Raw genomic sequence first — 21,936 nt, 5'->3', positions numbered from 1 at the left:
AGGCGATGGTGTCGAAAAAGGCCAAAACGGTCGCCGCGCTCGTCGCCGTCGTGGTGGCAGCCGTGGCCGCGCTCGTCGTGCTGTACCCGATCGTCGTCGCGGCCGCCTGTCCCGGCTGCTACGGGCTGCGCCGGGCCGCACCGGACGTGTACGTCGACGACGGCGCGACGCCCGAGCAGCGGCGTCAGATGGTGGACATGATCGCCGCGGCGAGGCAGCGGGTCAGCGACTACCTCGGAGCGACGCGCAGCAGCCCCCGCGTCCTGGTATGCCTCAGCGCGGACTGCTACGAGCACATCGGCGGTGGCGGCGAGAAGGGACAGGCCCTGCGGGATCGTGCGCTGGCGCTGTCCCCGGACGGCGCCAACGAGGTGATCGCCAGTCACGAGCTGACCCACGCCGAGCTGTACCGGCGGCTCGGCTCCCGCTACGACGAGGTGCCGCGCTGGTTCCATGAGGGCATCGCGGTGCTGGTCTCCGACGATCCCCGTTACCTGACCGCGAAGCCGCCGGGCGAACGCTGCCCGATCGACCACGCCCGGGCGCTGGCGGCCATCCGCGCCGGCGCGGCGCCCTCGACGGACTTCTACCGCGACAGTGCCTGCGTGGTGGACCGGTGGGCCGCCGCGCACGGCGGTGCCGATGCCGTGCAGGACCTCGTCCGCCGCCTGCGAGCCGGCGAGTCCTTCGCCGCAGTGGTGGTCATCTAGCCGCCCGCAGCAGGCGGCGCAGGCTGGCGATGATCTCACCCTCGTGCTCGGCCAGGATCGGGATGGTGGCGTCGGCCAGCTGGAAGATGTCCGGCCCCTCCAGCTCGGTCAGGGTCCGGCGCAGGGTGGCGACCCGGGCGTCCGACGGCGGGTGGTCGGCGACGATCGCCGCGCCGCCGAGCTCCGGCACCTCGTCGCGCACGCGGTTCAACAGGTGGTCGACCGCGAAGAACAGGAACGTCCCGGTCACCGCGATCGACTTGCGCAGCAACGGGCTCTGCTCCTGCTCGTCGTGGTCCAGGGCTTTCAGGGCGAGCAGCATGCCGATCTCGTCCGCCTCGAACTCCTGGTCGTGACTCTTGCGCAGCCACTCGGTGCCGCTCGGGCGCCGGCCGGTACTTCTGAGGTGGCCGGCGAGGAAGTGGCCGTACTCGTGGGCCACGGCGAAGGTCTCCGCGGCGTCGGCGTACAGGTAACTCAGCACGCCGCGGGTGGTGCCGTCGACCTCCTGCTTGCCGCCGCGCCCGGGATCCGTGTGCAGCACGTACGCCGCCAGCGAGCTGACCAGGTTCTCGTCCGCGTGCCGCCGGCGGCGTTCCATGGCCGGCGTGGTCGGCTGGACGTCATAACCGCCGTCCGGGCGCCGCTCGGCCACCCGCACCCTGGTGTTGAGCGCGAGGGCCACCTCGACGAGCAGGTAGTGCAGGCCGGTGTTGATCAGCAGCAGCGTGCCGTGGCGGGCGGCGAGCGCTTCGGCGTTGAACGACCGGTGGGGATACTCGCCGACGTACACCGGGCCGGGCAGCTCTCCGCCGAGCTCGCGGACCGCCCGCTCGATCCGCGCCGAGGTGGCGGCGTAGCGGTCCCGCGGCTCGCCGCCGGACGGCTCGGGCGGCGCGGGCGGCAGCAGGTTCGTCTCGCCGTAGTCGGCCGCCGATCGCTGCGCCTGCTCCGTGATCCGGGCGATCAGGAGCGCTTCCTCCTCGGGCGTGGCGGTACGCCCGACGAGTTCCTCCAGGCCCTGGGCCCGCAGCAGTTCGCGGTACTCGGCGGCCAGCGCCGCGCGCGCCGCGTTCACGGCTGGCCCTGCCAACCGGCGCCGGGCACGTCGGTGGGCCCGCCGGTCACGGCCACCGCGAAGTCCTGCGGCCCGAAGAGCAGCTCCGACACGGCGGTGACCTCGATGGAGTAGTCGCCCGGACCGGCCCGGTCGAGGCGGACGATCTGCACGTTGTTGGCGGTGTCGGCAGTCGCGTAGGCGGTGCGGCGCTGCTCGTTGCCGGACCAGCGGCGCCCGTCCGCCCGGTGCACCACCACCAGGCTGAGCGCGTGCTGGATGCCGCGCCCGGGCGGGTCGGTCCATGCCAGACACACGCGCAGCGGGCCGGGATCGGTGCGGTGCAGCGTCAGCCGGACGGTCTGCCCGAGCCGGTCCAGCGGTCCGCAGGGGGAGGCGGCCGCCCAGGTGTCGACGTACATCGCGGGCAGGGCGCCGGCCAGGTCGAGCAGGCCGAAGCCCTGGTGGCAGTTGGGCGGGTACGGATGCTGCGCCGCCGCGTCCCGGCCGCCGAGCCAGCGGGTGCCGTTGAGCAGCGAGGCCTTGAGCAGGGCGGCGCTCGGCACGTGGGCGTGGCCGGTGAACCATTCCCGGACCAGGGCCGCGGCTCCGGCGACGAGCGGCGCGGCCATGCTGGTGCCGCCCAGCACCGCGTAGTTGTCGTCCCAGTCCCGCCAGAAGGAGCGGTCGGGGGCGAGGGCGGACCGGGTGGACACGACGCAGGTCCCCGGCGCCACCAGGTCCGGCTTGATCCGGTCGTGCTCCTGGCACGGTCCCCGGCTGCTGAACGCGGCCAGCGAGTCCGGGTCGCCGCCGAGCCGCTCGTCGCCGATCGGGGCGTCCGGGAAACCGGCCGGGGACCACTCACGCCAGGTCAGGTCCGGGACCCCCCGGGTGCTGCGGCTCGCGCCGACGGTCAGGGCGTTCTTGGCGGTGGCCGGCGCGGTCACCGAGAACAGGTCGACGAAGCCGGCCGGCACGTGCCGGGGAGCCAGGGCCCGCCCGGCGTTGCCCGCGGCGACGACGACGAGCATGTCCGGGTGCTCGCTGACGAACTCGTCGATCTCCAGCGAGCTCATCCGGTAGACCGAGCCGGCCTCGGCGCCCCAGCTGTTGTTGTGGATCCGGGCGCCCGCGTCGTAGGCCTCGGCCAGCAGGTCGTTGAGGTCGACGGGCAGGCCGGAGAGCCGGCCGGCGGCGTCCAGGACGGACTGGAAGAAGACCGAAGCGCCGGGCGCCGCGCCGCGGAACGTGCCCCCCGAGGCGGACCCGTCCCCGGCCAGGGTGCCGGCCACGTGGGTGCCGTGGCCGTGCGGATCGCTGGCGTCGTTCGGCCGGCCCCGGGCGACCACCTGCAGCAGGCGGCCCTTGAGGTCGGGATGCCGGCTGTCGACGCCGGTGTCCGCGATCGCGACGACCTGGCCGCGCCCGGTAAGCCCGGCCAGGGCGGGCACGGACGCGCGCAGGCCGACGATGCGCTGCGCGTGGTCGTTGGCCAGCTCCGGGGCGACGTAGAGGTCGACGGCCGCCACGTCCTGGCGCCGGGCCAGCTCGACCAGCGCGGGATCACCGAAGCGGCACCGGAAGCGCACCTTGCGGCGTCCGGCGCCGTCCTCCGGCCAGCTCTGCCGGGCCAGCCAGGCGCGGATCGCCGGCAGGTCCGCCGCGCGGTGGGCGAGCACCTCGTAGCGCACGGGCCGGGCCCCGGGCGGTTGCCCGCCGGGGGACACCACGTTGCCGGCGTCGGCGGTGTCGCTGAGCCGGTACGGCCGCACCTCCAGCACGAACGCCAGCGCCGCCACAGCAGCCCCGCGCCCGCCGGGGATCCGGGTCACGTAGAGCTGGTCGGCGACCCGTTCGAGCACGGCGGCGTCGAGCGCGGCCAGCTCGTCACGCCAGGACGGCGGTGGCACCGGCACCGTCCGCAGCAGGACGGTCTCGCCGTACCCGGGTTGCTCGGCCTTCGGGGTGTCGTCGAGGTCCGGCAGGGTCAGCGAGCCGAGCATGGCGTACCGCGACGGCGGCGCGAGTGGCGGGACCGGCCCGGCGGCTGGGTCTCCGACGGAATGGATGATCAGTCCGAGCCGGCGCAGCTCGGGCAGGTTCCGTTCGTCGGTGGCGCCGGAGACCACGTCGCCGCGTACGGCATTGCCGGCCAGCAGAGCGAGCACGGCATCCCGGTCGCTGCCGCCGGCCAGGTGCCCGACCACCGAGATCACGAGCGGCGGCCGAAGAAGCGCCGGGACGAAGCCGGCAGCACCCGCAGTCGTTGCGCCGCCCGGGTGGCCACCTCGGGCACCGAGGACTTCGCGGCGAGCTGGTAGAAGCGGCGCGATCTGGTCAGGTCACCGGCCTGCTCCCAGTACCAGCCCAGGTTGTGCGCGGCGAACGCCCGGCTGCGGTCGTCGGTGGCCTTGTCGTACGCGAACTCCCACAGCCGGCGGGCCTGCGCCTGGTGGCCGGCCTCGTCCTCCAGCATGCCGAGGTTGATCGCGCCCTCGACGGCGAACTCCGGGATGCCGAGGTCGATGGCGAGCTGGAAGGCCCCGCGGGCCCCGGCCAGGTCACCCAGCTCTTTGCGGACGTTGCCGAGCTGGCGGGCGGCCGCGGAGCGGAACACCGGATCGGCGCCGGTCTGCTCGGTGGCGCCGCGCAGCGCTGCCTCCGCCCGGCCCGGCTCGCCCAGCTCGATCAGGGACAAGCCGAGGTGCAGGTGCACGGCCGCCACCTCGCTGGGCGTCTTGGCCACCGGCGCGGCCCGCTCCAGCCACAGCACCGCCTTGGCGTGCTCGCCGTGCTGGTGCGCGTCGATCCCGATCTGCGCGGCGAGCAGGGTGGTGAACGCCCGGCTGAGCGCCTCGTGCTCGGTCTTGCGGGCCGACGTGGCCTGCCCGTACATCGTGTCGCGCAGGGAACTGGCGAAAGCGCCGCGGGTGAACTGCCGGCCTTGGCCGTCGCTGCCGAACCCGGCGAAGTCCGCGGTCGGGCGCAGCACGTTGCCCCAGGGGCCGGAGCCGTCCGCGGCCGCGTCGACGTGCTCGCGCGGGGCGACCAGCTGCAGGTCCTCCTCGGTGCGCGGCCGGTCCCCGCACACCGGGCACGGCCGGCCGACGCACCGCGCCTTGAGGGCCTGGTACTCCTCCGGGCCCATCACCACCTGGTGGTGGACACAGTGGCCGCACCGGTGCGACAGCACGAAGATGTTCAACGACGCCTCCCAGGCGGGCGGACAAAGCCACCCTACGACGCGGGCGTATCCCTGTGTACCCGAGAAGCTCCGGTGGGTGAGAGGGCTGGCAGCATGCGGCCATGCAGCCGGCCTGCCGCCTGGTCGTCCAGATCGGACACCTCGCGCAACGCCAGCCAGGCGGCCCCCACGGCGGGATCGTGCGAGGTGGCGACCGGGCCGGGCAGAGCCGCGAGCACGGCCTCCCGTACCGGGGTGTCGCCGGTGAGCAGGCCGCCGGCCAGCACGACCGGGCCGTCGGGGGGTCCGAGCTCGGCCAGGGTGGCGACGAGCCGGGTGCCGGCCTCGGTGGTCAGCCGTACGGCGAGGGGGTCGCCGGCCCGGGCGGCGGCGCAGACCACCGGAGCGAGCGCGGCGAACGCCGAGGGCGGCTGGCGTCCGGCCCAGTGCACGAGCTGATCGCACGAGGCCACCGCGGCGTGGGTGGCCACGGCGGCGGCGAGCCCGCGGGGTGCGGAAGCCGGCCACGTACGGGCCACCGCCCGGACGGCGTGCAGGCCCAGCCACAGGCCTGAGCCCTCGTCGCCGAGCAGCCAGCCGAGCCCGTCCGCCGTGCCCGTGACGCGGCGGCTCTCCAGCCGGGCCGCCACCGCGCCGGTGCCCGCGATGAGCACCGCGCCGGAGGGTGCCGGGGTGCCCGCGGCGAACGCCGTGACCGCGTCCCCGGTGACGGTGACCGGGCAGGTCAGGCCGGTTGCCCGCCACTGCTCGTCGAACGCCTCCGACACCCGGGGATCCGCCAGGGCGCTGCGACCGGCTACTCCCACGACACCCGCGATCACCGTGGCCGGGTCGTGGCCGCGCAGGGCTGTGCGCACCGCCGTACCGATGGCCCGGGCGGCCCGGGGCCCGGCCGCCGCGGGGTTGCCCGGGCCGGCCGAGCCGCGGCCCACCACCGCGCCCTGCGTGGTGGCGACGACGGCGCGCGACGCCGTCCCGCCGGCGTCGACTCCCAGCACCAGCTTCACGCAAGGAATCGAAACATAGAAAGTTTTTGTTGACCAGAAGCCACAGTGGTCGTAATTTTCATCGACATAGGACGACGATGAAAACGAGGATCAGCACAATGAGGATCGGGTGACGGGCGAGAGCGGCGGTCTGCTGGTGCGGCTGCGCATCGAGGGGCCGAGCATGCCGGAGGCGCTGGCGAAGATCGCCGAGACCATCCTGGCCGATCCGGAGACGGCCGCCCACGCCAGCATCGTGGACCTGGCCGAGCGGTCCGGCACCTCGACCGCCACGGTCACCCGGTTCAGCCGGGCCCTCGGTTTCAAGGGCTACGCGAACCTGCGGGTCGCCGTGGCCACCGAGACCGGCCGGGCCGAGCAGGCCCGCTGGGAGACCGACATCAGCGGCGACATCAATCCCGGCGACCAGCTCGACAAGGTGCTGGACGTGATCACCGCCGCCGACACCCGGGCCATCCAGGCCACGGCGTCCGGTCTGGACACCGCGGCGATCGAGCGGGTGGCGGCGGCGATCGCCACCGCCGGGCGGGTGGAGATCTTCGGGCTGGGCAGCAGCGGCACGGCGGGCAGCGAGATGGCCTTCCGGCTGGAGCGCATCCGCGTCCCGGTGCGGTACCGCGCCGACACCCACACCGCCCTGACCAACGCCGCGCTGCTCGGACCCGGTGACGTGGCGATCGCCCTGTCGCACTCCGGCCGCACCCGCGAGGCCATCGAGACCCTCGCCGAGGCCGCCGACCACGGGGCGCTGACCGTCGCGGTGACCTCGTTCGCCCGGTCGCCGCTGGCCGAGGTCGCCGACGTCGCGTTCGTGACCTCGGTGCACGAGACCACCTTCCGGCTCGCGGCGCTGTCCGCCCTGCACTCGCAGCTGCTGATCCTCGACCTCATCTACGTCGCCGTGGCCCAGCGCACCTACGAGCGCACCGCCGAGGCCCTCGAGCTCACCGTGCGGGCCGTCGACGCCCACCGGGTGCCCGAGCCCCACGCCAACCGCAAGCGAGCACGGAGGGACAAGCCGCTGTGACGATCACAAGCGCCGCCTACGCCGAGGTCATCGCCGAGGCCATCACCCGGGTCGGGAGCAGTCAGCGCGACGCGGTGGCCCGGGCCGCCGACCTGCTGACCGCCACCCTGCGCGCCGGCGGGGTGATCCAGGCCTTCGGCTGCGGGCACTCCGAGGCGCTCGCCATGGAGATCGCCGGCCGGGCCGGTGGCCTGGTGCCGACCAACAAGATCGCGCTGCGCGACATCGTCCTGTACGGCGGCGAGCCCGCCGACGTGCTCACCGACCCGCAGCTGGAGCGCACGCCCAGCGTCGCGCACCGGCTCTACGACCTGGCCCCGATCAAGCCCGACGACACCTTCGTCATCGCCTCCAACTCCGGGGTCAACGGCGCGGTGGTGGAGATGGCGCAGCTGGTCAAGCAGCGCGGGCACGCGTTGATCGCGATCACCTCGCGGGAGCACTCGGCCCGGGTCGACTCGCGGCACGACAGCGGCCTCAAGCTCGCCGACCTCGCCGACGTCGTGCTCGACAACGGCGCCCCCTACGGCGACGCCGCGCTGTCCTACAGCGCCGGCGCCGGAACCCCCGGGGCGGTGGGTGCCGTCTCCTCGATCACCGCCGCCCTGCTGGCCCAGCAGATGGTCACCGAGGTCGTGGCCCGGCTGCTGGCGCTCGGCATCACCCCGCCGGTCTATCTCTCCGACAACGTGCCGGGCGGGCGGGAGCACAACAAGGAGCTCGAAGCGCGGTACGCCGGGCGCATCCGGCGTACCGCTTAGGGAAGAAGGCCCAGTTGATGAACCGCCCACCCCTTACCGAACCGTACCCCACGAGACGCACCCTGCTGCGCACGGCGCTGGCCGCCGGCGTCGCGGCACCGCTGCTCAGTGCCTGCGTGACCGGCGGCAGCGACGACAACGACCCGGCCGCCGGCAACACCGGCGCCAAGAGCGCCGACAACCCCCTGGGGGTCAAGGCCGAGACCCCGCTCGAGGTGGTGATCTTCAAGGGTGGGTACGGCGACGAGTACGCCAAGCACGCCGGCACGCTCTACACCCGCAAGTACCCGGGCGCGAAGATCGACCACCAGGGCCTGCAGAAGATCGGTGAGGCCCTGCAGCCCCGGTTCGTGGCCAACACGCCCCCGGACGTCGTCGACAACACCGGCGCGAGCCGGCTCGACATCGCGACGCTGGTGGCGGCCAAGCAGGTCAGCGATCTGAGCGCACTGCTGGACGCGCCGTCCTTCGACGATCCGGCTGTGACGGTGCGCGACACCCTGCTGCCCGGGGTGGTCGAGGACGGGACGTTCGGCAAGACGCCGATGACCCTGAACTTCACCTACACGGTCTGGGGTCTCTGGTATTCCAGGCCGCTGTTCGCCGCCAAGGGCTGGGCGTACCCGAAGACCTGGGACGAGATGCTGACGCTCTGCGCGACCATCAAGGCGGCCGGCATCGCGCCCTGGACGTACCAGGGCAAGTATCCGGAGTACATCAACGATCCGCTGCTCAGCATGGCCGCCAAGACCGGCGGGCCGGCGCTGGTCAAGGCCGTGGACAACCTGGAGCCCAACGCGTGGAAGGCGCCGGGGCTGCTCGGTGCCGCCGAGGCGTTCGCCGAGCTGGCCGGCAAGGGCTACCTGATGGCCGGTTCCGAGGCGCTGACCCACACCGAGGCGCAGGCGGCCTGGTCCAACGGCAAGGCCGCGTTCATCCCGTGCGGCTCGTGGCTGGAGAGCGAGCAGAAGGACGTCACCCCGCCCGGCTTCGACATGGTGATGGGCGCGGTACCGTCGCGGACAGCGGGTGACCAGCTCAAGCCGACCGCGGTGCAGGCCGCCAGCAGCGAGTCGTTCCTGGTGCCGGCCAAGGCCAAGAATCCGGCCGGTGGGATGGAGTACCTGCGGATCCTGTTCTCCAAGCAGTCCGCCAAGGCGTTCGCGTCCACGGCCGGCACGCTGCCCGCGGTGGCCGGGGCGACCGACGGGCTGACCCTGAGCAGCGGGCTGGGCTCGGTCCGCGACGCGGTCACCGCGGCCGGCGCCGAGACCTTCACCTACCGCTTCCGCACCTGGTACGCCCCGCTGGCCAAGGCCCTCGACGACGCCACCGGCGAGCTGGTGAACAAGCGCATCACCGCGGCGGAGTGGGCGCAGCGGGTGCAGAAGGCGGCGGACGCGATCGCCAAGGACTCCTCGGTGCAGAAGTACACCCGCTGATGCGTCACGGTCGGTGGCGGTTCCTGGCCGGCGCGCTGGTGCCCGCGCTGGTGCTGCACGTGGTCTTCGTGCTGTCGCCGTACGCGCAGGCCTTCTACCTGTCGCTGACCGACTGGACCGGCGTGGCCGGCGAGGCGCACTTCGTCGGGGCGGGCAACTACGCCCGCCTCGGCGGGGACTCGCTGTTCCTCGACGCGGTGCGCAACAACGCGGTGATGCTGGTGGTCGTCCCGCTGGTCACCATCGGCATCGGGCTGTTCCTGGCCAGCATGATGCACCTCGGCGGCCGGGGCGGGCGGCGCGGCATCGCGGGCTCGGGGGCGTACCAGATCGTGTACTTCTTCCCGCAGTTGCTCTCGCTCGTGGTCATCGCGGTCCTGTGGGGTTTCGTCTACAACCCCAACACCGGCCTGCTGAACGGGGGACTGCGTGCGATCGGGCTCGGCGGGCTGGCGCAGAGCTGGCTGGCGTCGCCGTCGCTGGCCCTGATCGCCGTGATGGCGGTGCTGGTCTGGTCCTCGGTCGGCTTCTACGTGGTGCTGTTCAGCGCGGCGATCGACGGCATCCCGCGGGAGCTGTTCGAGGCGGCGCTGCTGGACGGGGCCGGGGCCTGGGCGACCTTCCGCAAGGTGACGTTGCCGCTGGTCCGCGAGACCGTGCAGGTGGCGTTCGTGTATCTCGGGATCGCCGCGCTGGACGCCTTCGCGGTCGTGCAGGTGATGACGGTCGGGCCGGGTGGTCCGGACGGCGCCACCGAGGTCATCGGGCTCTCGCTCTACCGCAACGCGTTCACCTACGGCAAGTTCGGCTACGCCTCGGCCATGGGCGTCGCGCTGTTCTTCGCCACCCTGACGCTGGCCGTGCTGGCGCTGCGGGCCGGTCGCAAGGAGAGGCTGGAGCTGGCATGACGCTGGTGGATGAACGGCCCGCTGTGTCCGTACCGCCGGCTGCCGCGCGCCGGCCGCGGCGGTCCTACGCCGTGTTCCCGGTGCACCTGGCCATGCTCGCGTGGGCGGTGGTCACCGCGCTGCCCCTGCTCTGGGCGGTGGTCAGCTCGTTCAAGACCGACACCGAGATCCTGAACGAGCCGTGGTCGCTGCCGGCCTCCCCGCAGCCGGGCAACTGGGCGCGGGCCTGGACCGAGGCCAGCATCGGCCGCTACTTCCTCAACAGCCTCATCGTGGTCGGCGGGGCGCTGCTGCTGACCATGCTGCTCGGCTCGCTGGTCGCCTACGCCCTGGCCCGGTACGAGTTCCGGGGCAACCGGCTCATCTACTACACCTTCGTCGCGGCCATGTTCTTCCCGGTCTTCCTGGCCCTTGTGCCGCTGTTCTTCGTGGTGCAGCGGCTCGGGCTGCTGGGCACGTACCCGGGTCTGATCCTGGTCTATGCGGCGTATGCCGTGCCTTTCACGGTCTTCTTCCTGCATTCGTTCTTCCGCACGCTGCCCGGCGAGGTGGCCGAGGCGGCGTTCATCGACGGCTGCTCGCACGGCGCCGTCTTCTTCCGCGTCATGCTGCCGATGGCCCGGCCGGGCCTGGTCGCCGTCGGCATCTTCAATTTCCTCGGGCTCTGGAACCAGTACCTGCTCCCGCTGGTCCTCAACCCCGACCCGGACCGGTACGTCCTGGCGCAGGGTCTGGCCGCCCTGTCGGTCAGCCAGGGCTACCGCAGTGACTGGAGCGGTCTGTTCGCCGGCCTGACCATCGCCATGCTGCCGGTGCTGATCGCCTACGTCGCGTTCCAACGCCACATCCGCGCCGGAATGACCGCCGGCGCGGTCAAGTAGGTCCCCTCACCCCCCATTCCGGAGGACCCCCATGTCCAAATCCCTGAAGCTGCTGGGTGTGACGACGCTGCTGAGCTCCCTGGCCGTCTTCACCCACGCCGCCGGCGCCTCCGCCGCCGACTGCGGCTACCTGTTCGACGACTTCTCCTACAGCTCGGCCAGTGACAGCTCGCTGTCCGCGCACGGCTGGACCCCGCGCAGCTACGCCGGCGGACCGGGCGTGCCGGGAGCGACGTGGTCACCGAGCAGCATCACCTTCCCCAGCGAGGGCGGGCAGAAGGTCATGCAGCTCACCGCCTCGACCGACGGCACCGGCGCCGGCACCAACCACGCGGAGCTCTACAGCACCCAGAAGCGCTACCTGGAAGGCACGTACGCCAGCCGGGTCCGCTTCACCGACACCCCCACGGCCGGCAACGACGGCGACCACATCAACGAGACGTTCTTCACCATCAGCCCGCTCAACGGCGACCTGGACCCGACGTACAGCGAGCTGGACATCTCCGAGTACCTGCCCAACGGCGGGTGGGGCGAGACGGGCCCGATCAACTACCAGACGACCTGGTACACGTACCGCGCCGAGCCGTGGTTCGCCGACAACGTGCACTCCGAGCAGCGGTCCAGCCTCAACGGCTGGCACGACCTGGTCGCGACGGTGGCGGACGGGCACGTCAAGTACTACATCGACGGCGTGCTGGTCGGTGACCACTCGGGCAAGTTCTACCCGCGGCAGACCATGACGATCAACTGGAACCTGTGGTTCATCGACACGGCGGCGCACACCGGCGGGCGCAGCACGTACATCCAGCAGGTGGACTGGGTGCTGTTCGCCAAGCAGGCTCTGACCCCGGCCGAGGTGACCGCCCGGACTGCGGGCTACCGCTCGGCCGGCACCACGTTCGCGGACACGGTGGACACCACCGGCGGCTGCACTCCGCCGACCACCCCGCCGTCCACTCCACCGACGACCCCGCCGACCACGCCGCCTTCGCAGGGCGACTGCACCAACGCGCCGGAGTGGACGTTCGGGTCGGTCTACCAGGGCGGTCAGACCGTCAAGCACGAGAAGAGCCGCAACGGCGATCCCAGCGGCCCGCCGTCGGGTGAGGGCAAGCACCTGTGGAAGGCCCGGTACTGGACGCAGGGCTCGGAGCCCGGCTGGACCCAGCAGTGGCAGGACCTCGGTCGCTGCTGATCCCGTTCGCGGGGGCGTCGCCGCGGGCGGCGCCCCCGCTCAGGTCAGCCAGTTCCAGCACTGCCAGCCGATCCCGGCCAGCCCGGCCGCGGTCAGCGCGGCCAGGTATGCCACCACCAGCCGGACATCGCGCAGCACACACTTCGACCGGCGCAGCCCCGCCCGCCGCGCCCGCACGTAGCCGGCCAGGCCCAGCGCGGCGAACGCGGTGACCGCCAGCGGCCCGGCCAGCCAGGCCAGCGCCGCCACGGTGGCGTAGACACACAGCCGCAGCGGATCGGCCGGACTGCTGGTCATCTCCGCGCCACCGCCTGCGGCAGGCGCTGGGCGGCCAGCTGCGGCCAGGCCTGCACGGCGCAGAACGGCGCGCACTGGTCCCGGTCGTCCTTGCGGGTGCCGACGTGCACGCAGCACTGCAGCAGCCGTTCCTCCACCATCGTGGCCATGTCCATGAACGGCTTGACGGTGATCCGTTTGACCCGTTCGGCCAGCATCCGGCGCAGCCGGTCCCGGCCACCGGGCAGGCTGGACGACGCCATCGCGGCCAGTGTGCCGATCCCCAGGTCACAGTTGGCGCAGATGTCGCGCCACAGGTCGCCGACCCGGGGATGCGACAGTGACGACTGCTCCGACAGCAGACCGAGCAGTGAGTCGCGGACCGCCCGGCGCAGCTGCGCGGGCAGCTCGGTGTCGGCGATCCGGTTGGCGACGGCGTCGGGCGCCAGCTCCAGGAAGGACAGCAGCCGGTCGTGGCCGACCAGGGCGGTCAGCGAGCGCCACTCGCCGGTGTCGTCGCGCAGCAGGTAGCCGACCGAGCAGCAGTGCGGGTGCGAGCAGGGCAGCGCGGTCAGGTCCCGCCAGGTGACCAGGTCGCCGGTCTGCGGGCCGAGCCGGGCCAGCACCCCGGTGTGGGTGAGCCGGCGGTTGCTGTCGATCGCCGCGGAACGGCCGGAGCCGAACTGCGGCTGGATCGACACCCCGCCCACGTACGGCGTGTCCAGCGCCCGCTTGACGACCGCGCCGATCTCGTCGTCGTTGACGTTCAGCGCGGCCGTCATGGTCAGCGTGGTGAAGATGCCGCGCCCGGCCAGCCGGTCGATCGCCTGTTCCTTGGCCCGCCGCAGGTCGGCGCCGCGGTGCTGCCGGTGCGCGCGCTCACTGACCCCGTCGTACTGCAGGTACACCTCGACCCGTTCGCGATGGGCGGTGAGCAGGTCCAGCAGGGCGTCGTCGCGGGCGATCCGCAACCCGTTGGTGTTGAGCAGGATCCGCACGACGTCCCGCGCGGCGACCGCGTCGAGCAGCTCGGCCAGGTACGGGTACAGCGTGGGCTCGCCGCCGGAGAGCATGAGCACGTCGATGCGCTGCCGCTCGCGGGCCAGCCGGGCGTCGAGATTGGCCAGCACGTCGGCCAGCGGGACGACGGTGTCCAGGGCCGGCGACGAGTCGGCGAAACACGTGGGGCAGCGCAGATTGCACGAGTCGGTGAGGTCGGTCAGCAGGATGCAGGTGTGCTGCGTCTGCATCTCCGGGAGCCCGTCCAGGTAGGCGGCCGGCACCGGGGCGAAGTTGCCGGCCAGGTCGGGCTCGTGCTGTTTGGTCGGCGCGGTCCACTGCTCCAGGTAGGTCAGGATCGCCGGGTGCTCGTCGTAGAGGGTGCGCACGAGGCCGTGCCGCGGGCAGCCACGCTCGAGCCAGACCTGCTCGTCGCGTACCACGAGCCGGCCGGAGAGCCGGGCGACCTCGGCCAGCGGGCGCTGCGGGTCCTCGTCGTGGCATTGCGGGCAGAACGCGTTGACGTAGCGGTGAATGCGGTCGCCGCGCAGCGGCATGCCGGTGCCCATCAGTGGTCCCTCCGGGATGTGGTCATTGGGCCGAGATCATGGCCACGCACAGCCCGAACCCGACGAGCGGCAGCACGATCAGGCCGGCGGCCCAGCCGATGAACAGCCCGATCCCGATGCCGCGGTCGCCCTTGACGATCAGGACGGTGCCGACCGCGACGACAGCGGCGAACAGCACCAGCTGACCGAGCAGGCTGCCGCCGATCAGCGCCTGGTCGGCCGCCTCACCCGCGCCCCAGATGGCGGCGGCGACCAGACCGGCGCACATCAGGTGCCCGAGCATCGCGAGCCCGATGCCGGCCCAGACCGCGCCGGCCCGGATCGGCTGCGGCGGCGTCATGCCGGCACCTCCTGCGCGCGGGTGGTCCGGTGCTGCCGGGTGAGGACGACAAGCCGCCAGGCCAGCAGGGGAGCGCAGGCGAGCAGGAACAGTTGCGGGCGGGTGAGCCCGGCGGCCACCACCTCGTTGCCGCGGACGAACTCGACCGCGAACCGGAACGCGGCGTAACCCGCCAGGTAGCCGGTGAACAGGGCGTCCGGCTGGGTGATCCGGTCGCGGGCCAGGATCAGCACGGCCAGGGCGAGGAGATGAAAAGCGATCTCGTACGCGAACGAGGGGTGCCGCGGCACGCCGTCCACGGTGATGCCCCAGCCGGCGCCGGTGGGCGTGCCGGGCCGTTCGGTGAGCAGGCACCCGATCCGCCCGACCGCCAGGCCGGCGGCGATCGCGGGCGCGAACAGGTCGCCGCTGCTGGCCCGGTAGCCGCTGAGCCGCTTGGCGACCAGCACCCCGAGGTACGCGCCGGCCAGGCCGGAGAGGATGCTGCGGTTGCCGTACGCCCACTGCTCGGCCAGGGTCGCGTTCTGCCGCAGGTCCAGGTGCTGCAGCCAGGTGCCGAGCCGGCCGAACAGGGCGCCGCCGACGAGCACCCCGGCCACCAGGTACCAGAGCCGCTCGTCGCTGCGGCCGCGCCGGCGTACCTCGGCGGCGAAGACCAGCCCGGCGACCGCCAGGCCGAGCGCGACGAAGACGTCGTGCGTACCCGAAGGCATTTGCCCGATATGCACCAAACGACGATATAGCATCCGAGGCGGTAGCGTCTGCCGGCGTGACCGAGACCGAGGTGCGGCTGCTGACCTTCAACGCGCTGATGGGTGGTGACGTCCGGGCGCGGCTGCGTGCCCTCGGCGCGGTCCTGGAGCAGTCCTCCTACGACGTGGTCTGCCTGCAGGAGGTCCTGCTGCGCCGCCATGCCGCCTTGGTCCGCCGCCTCGCCCGGCACTACGGCCACCACGCGTGGTCCGGTTCCCTGCCCCTGGCGGGCGGCCTCGTGCTGCTGTCGCGGTGGCCGATCCGGACCGCCCGCTTCGTGCGGTACCCGCGCACCGGCCCGCCCCGTCCCGAATACCTCATGCGCAAGGGCGTCCAGCTCGCCGTCCTGGAGACGCCGGCCGGCCCGCTCGCGATCGCGAACACCCACCTGTCCGCCAACCGCGACGGCGACTGGTCACCGGCGAACCGCTACACCCGGGTCGCCCGCGCCGAGCTGGAACACCTCGCCGGTGAGCTGGTCCGGCTCGACCCGGCGCTGCCGGTCGTGGCGGTCGGCGACTTCAACGTCCCGCGCAACGCCGCCGCGCTCACCGGCTTCCTGGCCCGGGCCGGGCTCACCGACGTGCTGGCCGGGAACACCGCGCCGACGTACCGGCCCACCGAGCGCTGGCCGACGCCGCCCGCCTTCGACCACGTGCTGATCCGGCCGGCGCCGCGGCGGCCGCTCTCCGCCGAGGCGCGGATCGTCCTGCGGGACGCGGTGACGCTGCCGGGTGGCCGGCAGGGGTATCTGTCCGATCACTACGGTGTCGAAGCGGTGCTGTCCCTGGCTGTCCTCGATCCGCCACCGCACGGGACGGAATTCGGCGGACGTCGATGTTAGCGTCCGGTGATGATGCGACGTGGCGTCCTCGGCGTCACCGTGCTGGGGGAGGAGGACCCCGCGACGGGCGCCTACCGCCCGGGCTGGCAGATGATCGTCGCCGGGCGCCTGGCGCTTCCGGGACGCGGCCGGCTCCTGGGTGGCGGACAGGGCCCAGGCCGCCCCGATCCTGTCGGCGCAGGTGTCCAGCGTCCGGCACGGTCACCATCAGCTCGCCGGCCGGGACCACGCCGCAGGGCCGCAAGTACCAGACCTACTCGCCGCAGCTGCACCCCGAGCAGGCGCTGGCCTCGGGCAAGCTGCTGGTCAGCATCGCGTGGAACGGTGCCACGCTGGCCGACGTAAGCGCCGACACCGATCTCTACAAGCCCCGCTTCCACGAGGTCACCCTGCCCTGAGAACGAGCTCACGCTGCCCTGAGGTCGCCGCGACCACAAAGACCACAACGACCACCGTGTCCGTAACGATGACCGCCGATGGTCCCGCGATGCAGCATCTCTGAAACACGTACGCAACACAGAGGAGCGGTCGTGAAGAACACAGTTCTGCGGCGCCCGGGTCGCGTCGTCGCCGCGGGGATGGCCGCGGCGCTGCTGGCCGCCACCGCGGCCGGGTGCACCAAGGACACCGCCGGCGGGCAGACGAGCACCGGCGAGGTGCGCTATCCGACCAAGACAGTGCAGCTCATGGTGCCCGCCGCGCCCGGCGGCGGCTGGGATCTCACCGCCCGCACCATGCAGAAGGCGATGACCGACGGCAAGCTCGTCGAGCAGCCCGTCGAGGTCTACAACGTCACCGGCGCGGCCGGCACCATCGGGCTGGCCCAGCTGGTCTCCAAGAACCGCGGCGACGCCCACCACCTGATGGTCATGGGCCTGGTGATGGTCGGCGGCGTGGTGGCCAACAAGTCGCCGGTGAAGCTGGACCAGGTCACCCCGATCGCCACGCTCACCGCCGAGCAGGAGGTCATCGTCGTCCCGGCCGCCTCCAAGTACAAGAACCTCAAGCAGCTCATGGACGACGCCAAGGCCGCACCGGCGTCGATCAACTGGGGCGGCGGCTCGGCCGGCGGCACCGACCAGATCCTGGTCGGCCTGCTGGCCAAGGCGGCCGGCGCCGACCCCAAGGCGATGAAGTACGTCGCGTACTCCGGCGGCGGCGAGGCCAAGGCCGCGCTGCTCTCCGGTGACCTGACCGCCGCCGTCTCGGGCCAGAGCGAGTTCAAGGACCTGGTCGCGTCGGGCAAGGTCCGCGCGCTCGCGGTCTCCGGCGCGACCGGCGTCGACGTCGGCGGCGGGTCGCCGGCTCCGACCGTCAAGGAGCAGGGGTACGACGTCGAGCTGATGAACTGGCGCGGAGTCGTGGCACCGCCCGGGATCGACGCCCCGACCAAGGAAGCTGTGACCGCCCTCGTGGACCGGCTGCACTCCTCGGAGTCGTGGAAGTCCGCGCTGCAGAAGCAGGGCTGGGAGGACTTCTACAAGAGCGGTGACGCCGCGTCGACGTTCTTCACCAGCGAGAACCAGCGCATCACCACGGTGCTCACCGACATCGGGCTCGGCTAGATGACCACCGAAGCGGCACCGGTACGGCCCTCGGAGACGAGCCGCCGTACCGGTGGGGTGGTCCTCGCCGCCGTGCTGGTCCTCGTCGGCGGGTTCCTGGTGTGGACGGCGTTGGGGGAGGCCGACGGTGATCTGGGTCTGCGCAGCCCCCGGCTCGCGCCGGTGGTGGTGTCCGCGGCCTGGGTGGTCGTCGCCGTGGCGTACCTAATCGCCCAGCTGCGCACCCGGGAGGCGCCGCCGGAGGAGAAGCCGGGCTGGTGGAGCCCGGCCGGGGTGGTGGCGAGCCTGGTCGGCTTCGCCGTCGCCCTGGAGTACGCCGGCTTCGTCGTCTCCGCCGCGGCCTTCGTCGTCGTGGTCTCCCGGGTGCTTGGCAGCCGCCACCTGGTCCGGGACGTCATCGTGGCGGTGGTCCTGCCGACAGCCGTCTACCTGGCCTTCACCCGGCTGCTCGACATCTTCCTGCCCGCGGGGGTGTTTCCGCTGTGAACGTCTTCGGTGATCTGCTCTCCGGCTTCGGCACCGTCCTGAGCCCGCAGTACCTGCTGTACGCGGCGATCGGCGTCACCCTGGGCACGTTCGTCGGCGTGCTGCCCGGCATCGGCCCGGCCCTGACGATCGCGCTGCTGCTGCCGGTCACCTTCAGCCTGGACGACCCGATCGGCACGTTCATCATGTTCGCCGGCATCTACTACGGCGCCATGTACGGCGGCTCCACCACCTCGATCCTGCTGAACACCCCCGGCGAGTCGGCCTCGGTGGCCACCGCGATCGAGGGCTATCAGATGGCCCGGCGCGGAAGGGCGAAAGCCGCCCTGGCCACGGCCGCGATCGGGTCGTTCGTGGCCGGCACCATCTCGACCCTGCTGCTGAGCCTGCTGGCCCAGCCGGTCGCGAAGCTGGCGACCACGTTCCGGGCGGCCGACTACTTCGCGCTGGCGTTGCTGGCGATGGTCGCGGTCACCGCGCTCGTCGGCCGGTCGGTCGTCCGCGGCCTGATGTCGCTGGTTTTCGGCCTGTTCCTGGGCCTGGTCGGGATCGACGCGCTGACCGGGCAGGCCCGGTTCACCTTCGGCACGATGGAACTGCTGGAGGGTGTGGACATCGTGGTGGTGATCGTCGGCCTGTTCGCGATCGGCGAGACCCTGTATGTCGCCAGCCGGCTGCGGCACCTGCCCGAGCACGTGCATCCGCTGGAGCCGGGCTCGGCGCGGCACGGGTGGCTGACCCGCGACGACTGGCGGCGTTCGTGGGGGCCGTGGCTGCGCGGGACGGCGGTGGGCTTCCCGTTCGGGGCGCTGCCGTCGGGCGGGGCGGACGTGCCGACGTTCCTGTCGTACACCTACGAGAAGCACCGGGCGAAGGACCGGGCCGAGTTCGGCAAGGGTGCCATCGAGGGGGTGGCCGGTCCGGAGGCGGCCAACAATGCGGCGTTCTCGGGTGTGCTCGTACCGTTGCTGACCCTCGGCATCCCCACCTCGGCGACCGCCGCGGTCATGCTGGCCGCTTTCCAGATCTTCAACCTGCAGCCCGGCCCACAGTTGTTCGACACCTCGCCCGAGCTGGTCTGGGCGTTGATCGCCTCGCTCTACGTCGGCAACGTGCTGCTGTTGCTGCTCAACCTGCCGCTGATCCGGGTCTGGGTCAAAGTGCTCCAGATCCCCCGGCCCATCCTGTACGCCGGCATCCTGGTCTTCGCCACGCTCGGGGTCTACGCCGCCACGGGCAGCGTCAACCAGGTGTTCATCGCCTACGCCGTCGGGGTGATCGGCTTCGGGATGCGGCACTTCGACTTCCCGATCGCGCCGGTGATCCTGGGCCTGATCCTGGGCCCGATGATGGAGGTGCAGTTCCGCCGGGCGCTGCTGGTGGCCAACGGTGATCTGAGCACGTTCGTGACCCGGCCGCTGACCGCGGTGCTGCTCGCGTGTGCGGTGCTGGCGTTCGTGGTGCCGTACCTGCCGCGCATCGTGGCCCGGCTGCGCGGCCGCGACCCGCGCGACGAGCCGAAGAAGCTGGTGTTCGCCGAGGACGATTAGTGGTACCAGACGGGATTCGACGCGTAAGCGCGCACCGTCGCCGCTACGACGTCGCCCAGGAGATACTCGCCGCGGTCCGGGCCGCCCCAGGAGGCGAGTTCCACGATGACCCGCACGGACCCGTCAGGGAGCACGCTGGTGTATGCCCGGCTCATCGCTGAGTAGGGGTATTCCAGGAACTGCGTACCGGCCTGGTGGCCATGCAGGTGGGCCAGCAGTATCTCGCCGCTGGTGTCGAGGGCGAGGTCGGGGCGATGGTCGCCACCGTCGGTCAACGGCCAGGCCCGGTCGCTGGTGACCCGGTAGCGCGGGCCGTCACCTGTAGGCGGCTTGCCGATCGCCCTGTGCAGAAGGCGCGCGACCCGGCCGGGCGGGCGGCGGTATCGGGCCAACGGCAGCGGCACCGCTCCGAGGGACTCCAGCGTCCCGGCCAGCTGCCTCAGGACCGGCGCAACGGCTGCGTACGCGTCCGGCTCGGGTCTGCCCATGCGCCGAGCATAGGAGCGCCGGAACACCGCCTATGTGAACGCGCGGCGGAAGCGCTCCAGCGCCAGGTCGTCCTCGCCCGCGGCCCAGCTCTCCAGGCCGACGACGCCCTGGTAGCCGAGCCGGTGCAGGGCCGTGGCGACGGCGGGATAGTGGATCTCGCCGGTGCCCGGCTCGCACCGGCCCGGCACGTCGGCGACCTGGAGCTCGCCGATCCACGGCAGGGCCCGCTCGACGAGCTGGACGAGGTTCCCCTCGCCGATCTGCGCGTGGTAGAGGTCCAGGTTCATCCGCAGGTGCGGACTGCCGACGGCCTCCACCAGGGCCAGCGTGTCGGCCGCCCGGGCGAAGGGGACGCCGGGGTGGTCGACGGCGGTGTTGAGGTTCTCCAGGGTGAACACCCGGCCGGCGCGCTCACCGAGCTCGGCCAGGCGGGTGAGGGTCCGTACGGCGGTGAGCCACATCGTGGGCGTCACCACCGCGGCCGGGACCACCGGAAGTCCCCGGTCGTCCAGGCCGGTGCCGTGCACGTTCAGGCGCGGGCAGCCGAGCCGCTCGGCGACCTCCAGGGACAGCCGGGCGGTGGCCAGGAGCTCGTCGGCGCCGGCCGGGTCGGCCAGGGTGCCCCGCAGGTAGCCGGTCATCGACGAGATCGTCGCGCCGGTCGCGGTCAGCGCCTCGAGGTCCTTGCCGGCCCAGTTCCACATCTCGACCTCGAAGCCGCGCTCGGCGATGCGCCGCACCCGGTCGGCGAAGGGCAGTTCGAGGAAGACCATTTCGGCGCAGACCGCCAGCCGGTAGCCGCTCATCCGGTCACCTCGTCGATGCGGACCGGGCGCCCACCGGCCACCGACGCGGCGGCGGCGAGCGCGATGGCCAGGGCGGCCCGGGCGTCCTCGCCGGTCACCGGCGCCGGCGTGCCGGAGCGGACGGCATCGGCGAACGCGGCGAGCTCCGCGGTGTAGGCGCCGGTGAACAGTTCCTGGTCGCTGCGGACGGTCTCGGCCGTCCGGCCCGGGGCGCCGGAGAAGACCATGGTGGTACGCCGCCCGTCGCCCAGCGTGGCCGTGCCGCCCGGCCCGAACACCTCACCGCGGACGTCGTAGCCGTAGGCGGCCTCGAAGCAGGCCTCCGCCGTGCCGACCGCGCCGTTGTCGAAGCGCACCGTGACCACGGCCGTGTCGAGCAGCCCCCGGTCCCGCCAGCCCGGCTCGACCAGGGCGTCGGCGACCGCGTAGACCTCCACGGCCTCGGCGCCCGGATTGAGGAACCGCAGCGTGTCGAAGTCATGGATCAGGGTCTCGAGAAAGATCGTGTCCGGCGGTACGCGCGCCGGGTCGAAGCCGCCCGGATCCCGGGTCAGCGACCGCAGCAGCCGCGGCGTCCCGATCGTGCCGGCGTCCAGCAGCGCCCGCGCCGCCTGCCAGTCGGGGGCGAACCGCCGGTTGAAGCCGACCTGCAGCACCACCCCCGCGGCGCGGGCGGCAGCGACGGCCCGGTCGGCGTCGGGCAGGGTGAAGGCCATCGGCTTCTCGCAGAACACGTGCTTGCCCGCCTCGGCCGCCGCCACGACCAGGCCGGCGTGGAACCGGGCGGGCGCGGCGATCACCACCGCGTCGGCCCACACCTGCGCCGCGTCGGTGTAGGCCCGGTCGGCGTCGAGGGATTCGGCCAGGGTCTCAGCCGCGCCCGGCGCCGGGTCGGCGACCGCCACCAGCCGGGTGCTGCGCAGACGCCGGCTCACCGTCTCGCCGTGGAACGAGCCCATCCGGCCCGACCCGATCAGCGCGACCCCCACCGCTTTACTGGAACGTTCCATGCCACGAGAGTGGGCCGCGGCACCGGCCGGCGTCAAGGGGTGCAGCTGGAACG

At 72.6% G+C, this 21,936-nt stretch carries 22 protein-coding genes; 11 read left to right on the top strand and 11 right to left on the bottom strand.

The window, feature by feature from the left end:
- Positions 1 to 8 precede the first annotated feature (8 nt).
- Positions 9 to 710, top strand: a complete 702-nt coding sequence (locus ACZ6S4_RS11195) for a hypothetical protein (protein WP_465474784.1) — start codon at positions 9 to 11, stop codon at positions 708 to 710.
- Here ACZ6S4_RS11195 and ACZ6S4_RS11190 read toward each other — a convergent pair.
- Genes ACZ6S4_RS11190 through ACZ6S4_RS11175 form a run of 4 tightly spaced genes read right to left on the bottom strand, consistent with a single transcriptional unit; the run spans position 703 to position 5,982 of the window.
- On the bottom strand, positions 703 to 1,788 hold the full coding sequence (locus ACZ6S4_RS11190) for a M48 family metalloprotease (RefSeq protein WP_465474783.1): 1,086 nt from the start codon (positions 1,786 to 1,788) through the stop codon (positions 703 to 705). The genes ACZ6S4_RS11195 and ACZ6S4_RS11190 overlap by 8 nt on opposite strands.
- A complete protein-coding gene (locus ACZ6S4_RS11185; protein ID WP_465474782.1) occupies positions 1,785 to 3,986 on the bottom strand; it encodes a S8 family serine peptidase in 2,202 nt (733 codons plus the stop codon). The genes ACZ6S4_RS11190 and ACZ6S4_RS11185 overlap by 4 nt, the downstream gene beginning before the upstream one ends.
- Positions 3,983 to 4,975, bottom strand: coding sequence for a tetratricopeptide repeat protein (locus tag ACZ6S4_RS11180; RefSeq protein ID WP_465474781.1), 993 nt, complete (start codon positions 4,973 to 4,975; stop codon positions 3,983 to 3,985). Before ACZ6S4_RS11180 ends, ACZ6S4_RS11185 begins: the two co-directional genes overlap by 4 nt.
- Before the next feature lie 32 nt (positions 4,976 to 5,007).
- Positions 5,008 to 5,982: an N-acetylglucosamine kinase gene (locus ACZ6S4_RS11175; RefSeq protein WP_465474780.1), complete on the bottom strand. Its 975-nt coding sequence runs from the start codon at positions 5,980 to 5,982 to the stop codon at positions 5,008 to 5,010.
- Positions 5,983 to 6,091: 109 nt separating this feature from the next.
- Between ACZ6S4_RS11175 and ACZ6S4_RS11170 the strand changes: the two genes are divergently transcribed.
- The 6 genes from ACZ6S4_RS11170 to ACZ6S4_RS11145 are packed head-to-tail and all read left to right on the top strand — an operon-like array spanning position 6,092 to position 12,196.
- A complete protein-coding gene (locus tag ACZ6S4_RS11170) occupies positions 6,092 to 7,009 on the top strand; it encodes a MurR/RpiR family transcriptional regulator (protein WP_360818441.1) in 918 nt (305 codons plus the stop codon).
- Positions 7,006 to 7,770, top strand: coding sequence for a sugar isomerase domain-containing protein (locus ACZ6S4_RS11165; RefSeq protein WP_465474779.1), 765 nt, complete (start codon positions 7,006 to 7,008; stop codon positions 7,768 to 7,770). Before ACZ6S4_RS11170 ends, ACZ6S4_RS11165 begins: the two co-directional genes overlap by 4 nt.
- Positions 7,771 to 7,787: 17 nt before the next feature.
- Complete coding sequence (gene ngcE / locus ACZ6S4_RS11160) at positions 7,788 to 9,212, top strand: N-acetylglucosamine/diacetylchitobiose ABC transporter substrate-binding protein (protein ID WP_465474778.1); 1,425 nt, start codon at positions 7,788 to 7,790, stop codon at positions 9,210 to 9,212.
- Complete coding sequence (locus tag ACZ6S4_RS11155) at positions 9,212 to 10,120, top strand: carbohydrate ABC transporter permease (RefSeq protein ID WP_360553721.1); 909 nt, start codon at positions 9,212 to 9,214, stop codon at positions 10,118 to 10,120. Before ngcE ends, ACZ6S4_RS11155 begins: the two co-directional genes overlap by 1 nt.
- Entirely contained in the window at positions 10,117 to 11,001 is an 885-nt protein-coding gene (locus ACZ6S4_RS11150; protein ID WP_465474777.1) for a carbohydrate ABC transporter permease, read from the top strand. The genes ACZ6S4_RS11155 and ACZ6S4_RS11150 overlap by 4 nt, the downstream gene beginning before the upstream one ends.
- Positions 11,002 to 11,032: 31 nt before the next feature.
- Entirely contained in the window at positions 11,033 to 12,196 is a 1,164-nt protein-coding gene (locus ACZ6S4_RS11145; protein ID WP_465474776.1) for a LamG-like jellyroll fold domain-containing protein, read from the top strand.
- A 39-nt stretch (positions 12,197 to 12,235) separates the two neighbouring features.
- On the opposite strand, the gene ACZ6S4_RS11140 is transcribed toward ACZ6S4_RS11145, so the two are convergent.
- Genes ACZ6S4_RS11140 through ACZ6S4_RS11125 form a run of 4 tightly spaced genes read right to left on the bottom strand, consistent with a single transcriptional unit; the run spans position 12,236 to position 15,108 of the window.
- Positions 12,236 to 12,493 carry a hypothetical protein gene (locus ACZ6S4_RS11140; RefSeq protein ID WP_465474775.1) on the bottom strand — a complete coding sequence of 86 codons (258 nt, stop codon included), beginning with the start codon at positions 12,491 to 12,493 and terminating at the stop codon, positions 12,236 to 12,238.
- A complete protein-coding gene (locus ACZ6S4_RS11135; RefSeq protein WP_465474774.1) occupies positions 12,490 to 14,040 on the bottom strand; it encodes a radical SAM protein in 1,551 nt (516 codons plus the stop codon). Before ACZ6S4_RS11135 ends, ACZ6S4_RS11140 begins: the two co-directional genes overlap by 4 nt.
- Before the next feature lie 22 nt (positions 14,041 to 14,062).
- Positions 14,063 to 14,380 carry a hypothetical protein gene (locus ACZ6S4_RS11130; protein WP_465474773.1) on the bottom strand — a complete coding sequence of 106 codons (318 nt, stop codon included), beginning with the start codon at positions 14,378 to 14,380 and terminating at the stop codon, positions 14,063 to 14,065.
- Complete coding sequence (locus ACZ6S4_RS11125) at positions 14,377 to 15,108, bottom strand: prolipoprotein diacylglyceryl transferase (protein WP_465474772.1); 732 nt, start codon at positions 15,106 to 15,108, stop codon at positions 14,377 to 14,379. Before ACZ6S4_RS11125 ends, ACZ6S4_RS11130 begins: the two co-directional genes overlap by 4 nt.
- Before the next feature lie 41 nt (positions 15,109 to 15,149).
- Between ACZ6S4_RS11125 and ACZ6S4_RS11120 the strand changes: the two genes are divergently transcribed.
- From ACZ6S4_RS11120 to ACZ6S4_RS11105, 4 genes are all read left to right on the top strand, one after another.
- On the top strand, positions 15,150 to 15,977 hold the full coding sequence (locus ACZ6S4_RS11120) for an endonuclease/exonuclease/phosphatase family protein (protein WP_465474771.1): 828 nt from the start codon (positions 15,150 to 15,152) through the stop codon (positions 15,975 to 15,977).
- A gap of 530 nt (positions 15,978 to 16,507) precedes the next feature.
- Entirely contained in the window at positions 16,508 to 17,542 is a 1,035-nt protein-coding gene (locus ACZ6S4_RS11115; RefSeq protein WP_465474770.1) for a Bug family tripartite tricarboxylate transporter substrate binding protein, read from the top strand.
- The gene (locus ACZ6S4_RS11110; protein ID WP_465474769.1) at positions 17,543 to 18,028 is read left to right on the top strand and encodes a tripartite tricarboxylate transporter TctB family protein; all 486 of its coding nucleotides are present in this window, start codon (positions 17,543 to 17,545) and stop codon (positions 18,026 to 18,028) included.
- Positions 18,025 to 19,578 (top strand): tripartite tricarboxylate transporter permease, encoded by a 1,554-nt coding sequence (locus ACZ6S4_RS11105; RefSeq protein ID WP_465474768.1) that lies wholly within the window; start codon positions 18,025 to 18,027, stop codon positions 19,576 to 19,578. The genes ACZ6S4_RS11110 and ACZ6S4_RS11105 overlap by 4 nt, the downstream gene beginning before the upstream one ends.
- On the opposite strand, the gene ACZ6S4_RS11100 is transcribed toward ACZ6S4_RS11105, so the two are convergent.
- The 3 genes from ACZ6S4_RS11100 to ACZ6S4_RS11090 are packed head-to-tail and all read right to left on the bottom strand — an operon-like array spanning position 19,575 to position 21,883.
- Complete coding sequence (locus tag ACZ6S4_RS11100) at positions 19,575 to 20,066, bottom strand: hypothetical protein (RefSeq protein ID WP_465474767.1); 492 nt, start codon at positions 20,064 to 20,066, stop codon at positions 19,575 to 19,577. The genes ACZ6S4_RS11105 and ACZ6S4_RS11100 overlap by 4 nt on opposite strands.
- A gap of 30 nt (positions 20,067 to 20,096) precedes the next feature.
- Positions 20,097 to 20,873, bottom strand: coding sequence for a TIM barrel protein (locus tag ACZ6S4_RS11095; RefSeq protein WP_465474766.1), 777 nt, complete (start codon positions 20,871 to 20,873; stop codon positions 20,097 to 20,099).
- A complete protein-coding gene (locus tag ACZ6S4_RS11090; protein WP_465474765.1) occupies positions 20,870 to 21,883 on the bottom strand; it encodes a Gfo/Idh/MocA family oxidoreductase in 1,014 nt (337 codons plus the stop codon). Before ACZ6S4_RS11090 ends, ACZ6S4_RS11095 begins: the two co-directional genes overlap by 4 nt.
- Positions 21,884 to 21,936: the final 53 nt, after the last annotated feature.

The sequence above is a fragment of the Actinoplanes sp. NPDC051405 genome (genome assembly GCF_055586185.1).
Note: the sequence above shows the minus strand (reverse complement) of the source record. Positions and strands in the feature narration are given on the sequence as shown.

Coding starts and splice junctions, on each gene's coding strand:
- ngcE (WP_465474778.1), top strand. CDS start 7,788: ATGAACCGCCCACCCCTTACCGAACCGTACCCCACGAGACGCACCCTG.
- ACZ6S4_RS11155 (WP_360553721.1), top strand. CDS start 9,212: ATGCGTCACGGTCGGTGGCGGTTCCTGGCCGGCGCGCTGGTGCCCGCG.
- ACZ6S4_RS11150 (WP_465474777.1), top strand. CDS start 10,117: ATGACGCTGGTGGATGAACGGCCCGCTGTGTCCGTACCGCCGGCTGCC.
- ACZ6S4_RS11145 (WP_465474776.1), top strand. CDS start 11,033: ATGTCCAAATCCCTGAAGCTGCTGGGTGTGACGACGCTGCTGAGCTCC.
- ACZ6S4_RS11140 (WP_465474775.1), bottom strand. CDS start 12,493: ATGACCAGCAGTCCGGCCGATCCGCTGCGGCTGTGTGTCTACGCCACC.
- ACZ6S4_RS11135 (WP_465474774.1), bottom strand. CDS start 14,040: ATGGGCACCGGCATGCCGCTGCGCGGCGACCGCATTCACCGCTACGTC.
- ACZ6S4_RS11130 (WP_465474773.1), bottom strand. CDS start 14,380: ATGACGCCGCCGCAGCCGATCCGGGCCGGCGCGGTCTGGGCCGGCATC.
- ACZ6S4_RS11110 (WP_465474769.1), top strand. CDS start 17,543: ATGACCACCGAAGCGGCACCGGTACGGCCCTCGGAGACGAGCCGCCGT.
- ACZ6S4_RS11100 (WP_465474767.1), bottom strand. CDS start 20,066: ATGGGCAGACCCGAGCCGGACGCGTACGCAGCCGTTGCGCCGGTCCTG.
- ACZ6S4_RS11095 (WP_465474766.1), bottom strand. CDS start 20,873: ATGAGCGGCTACCGGCTGGCGGTCTGCGCCGAAATGGTCTTCCTCGAA.
- ACZ6S4_RS11090 (WP_465474765.1), bottom strand. CDS start 21,883: ATGGAACGTTCCAGTAAAGCGGTGGGGGTCGCGCTGATCGGGTCGGGC.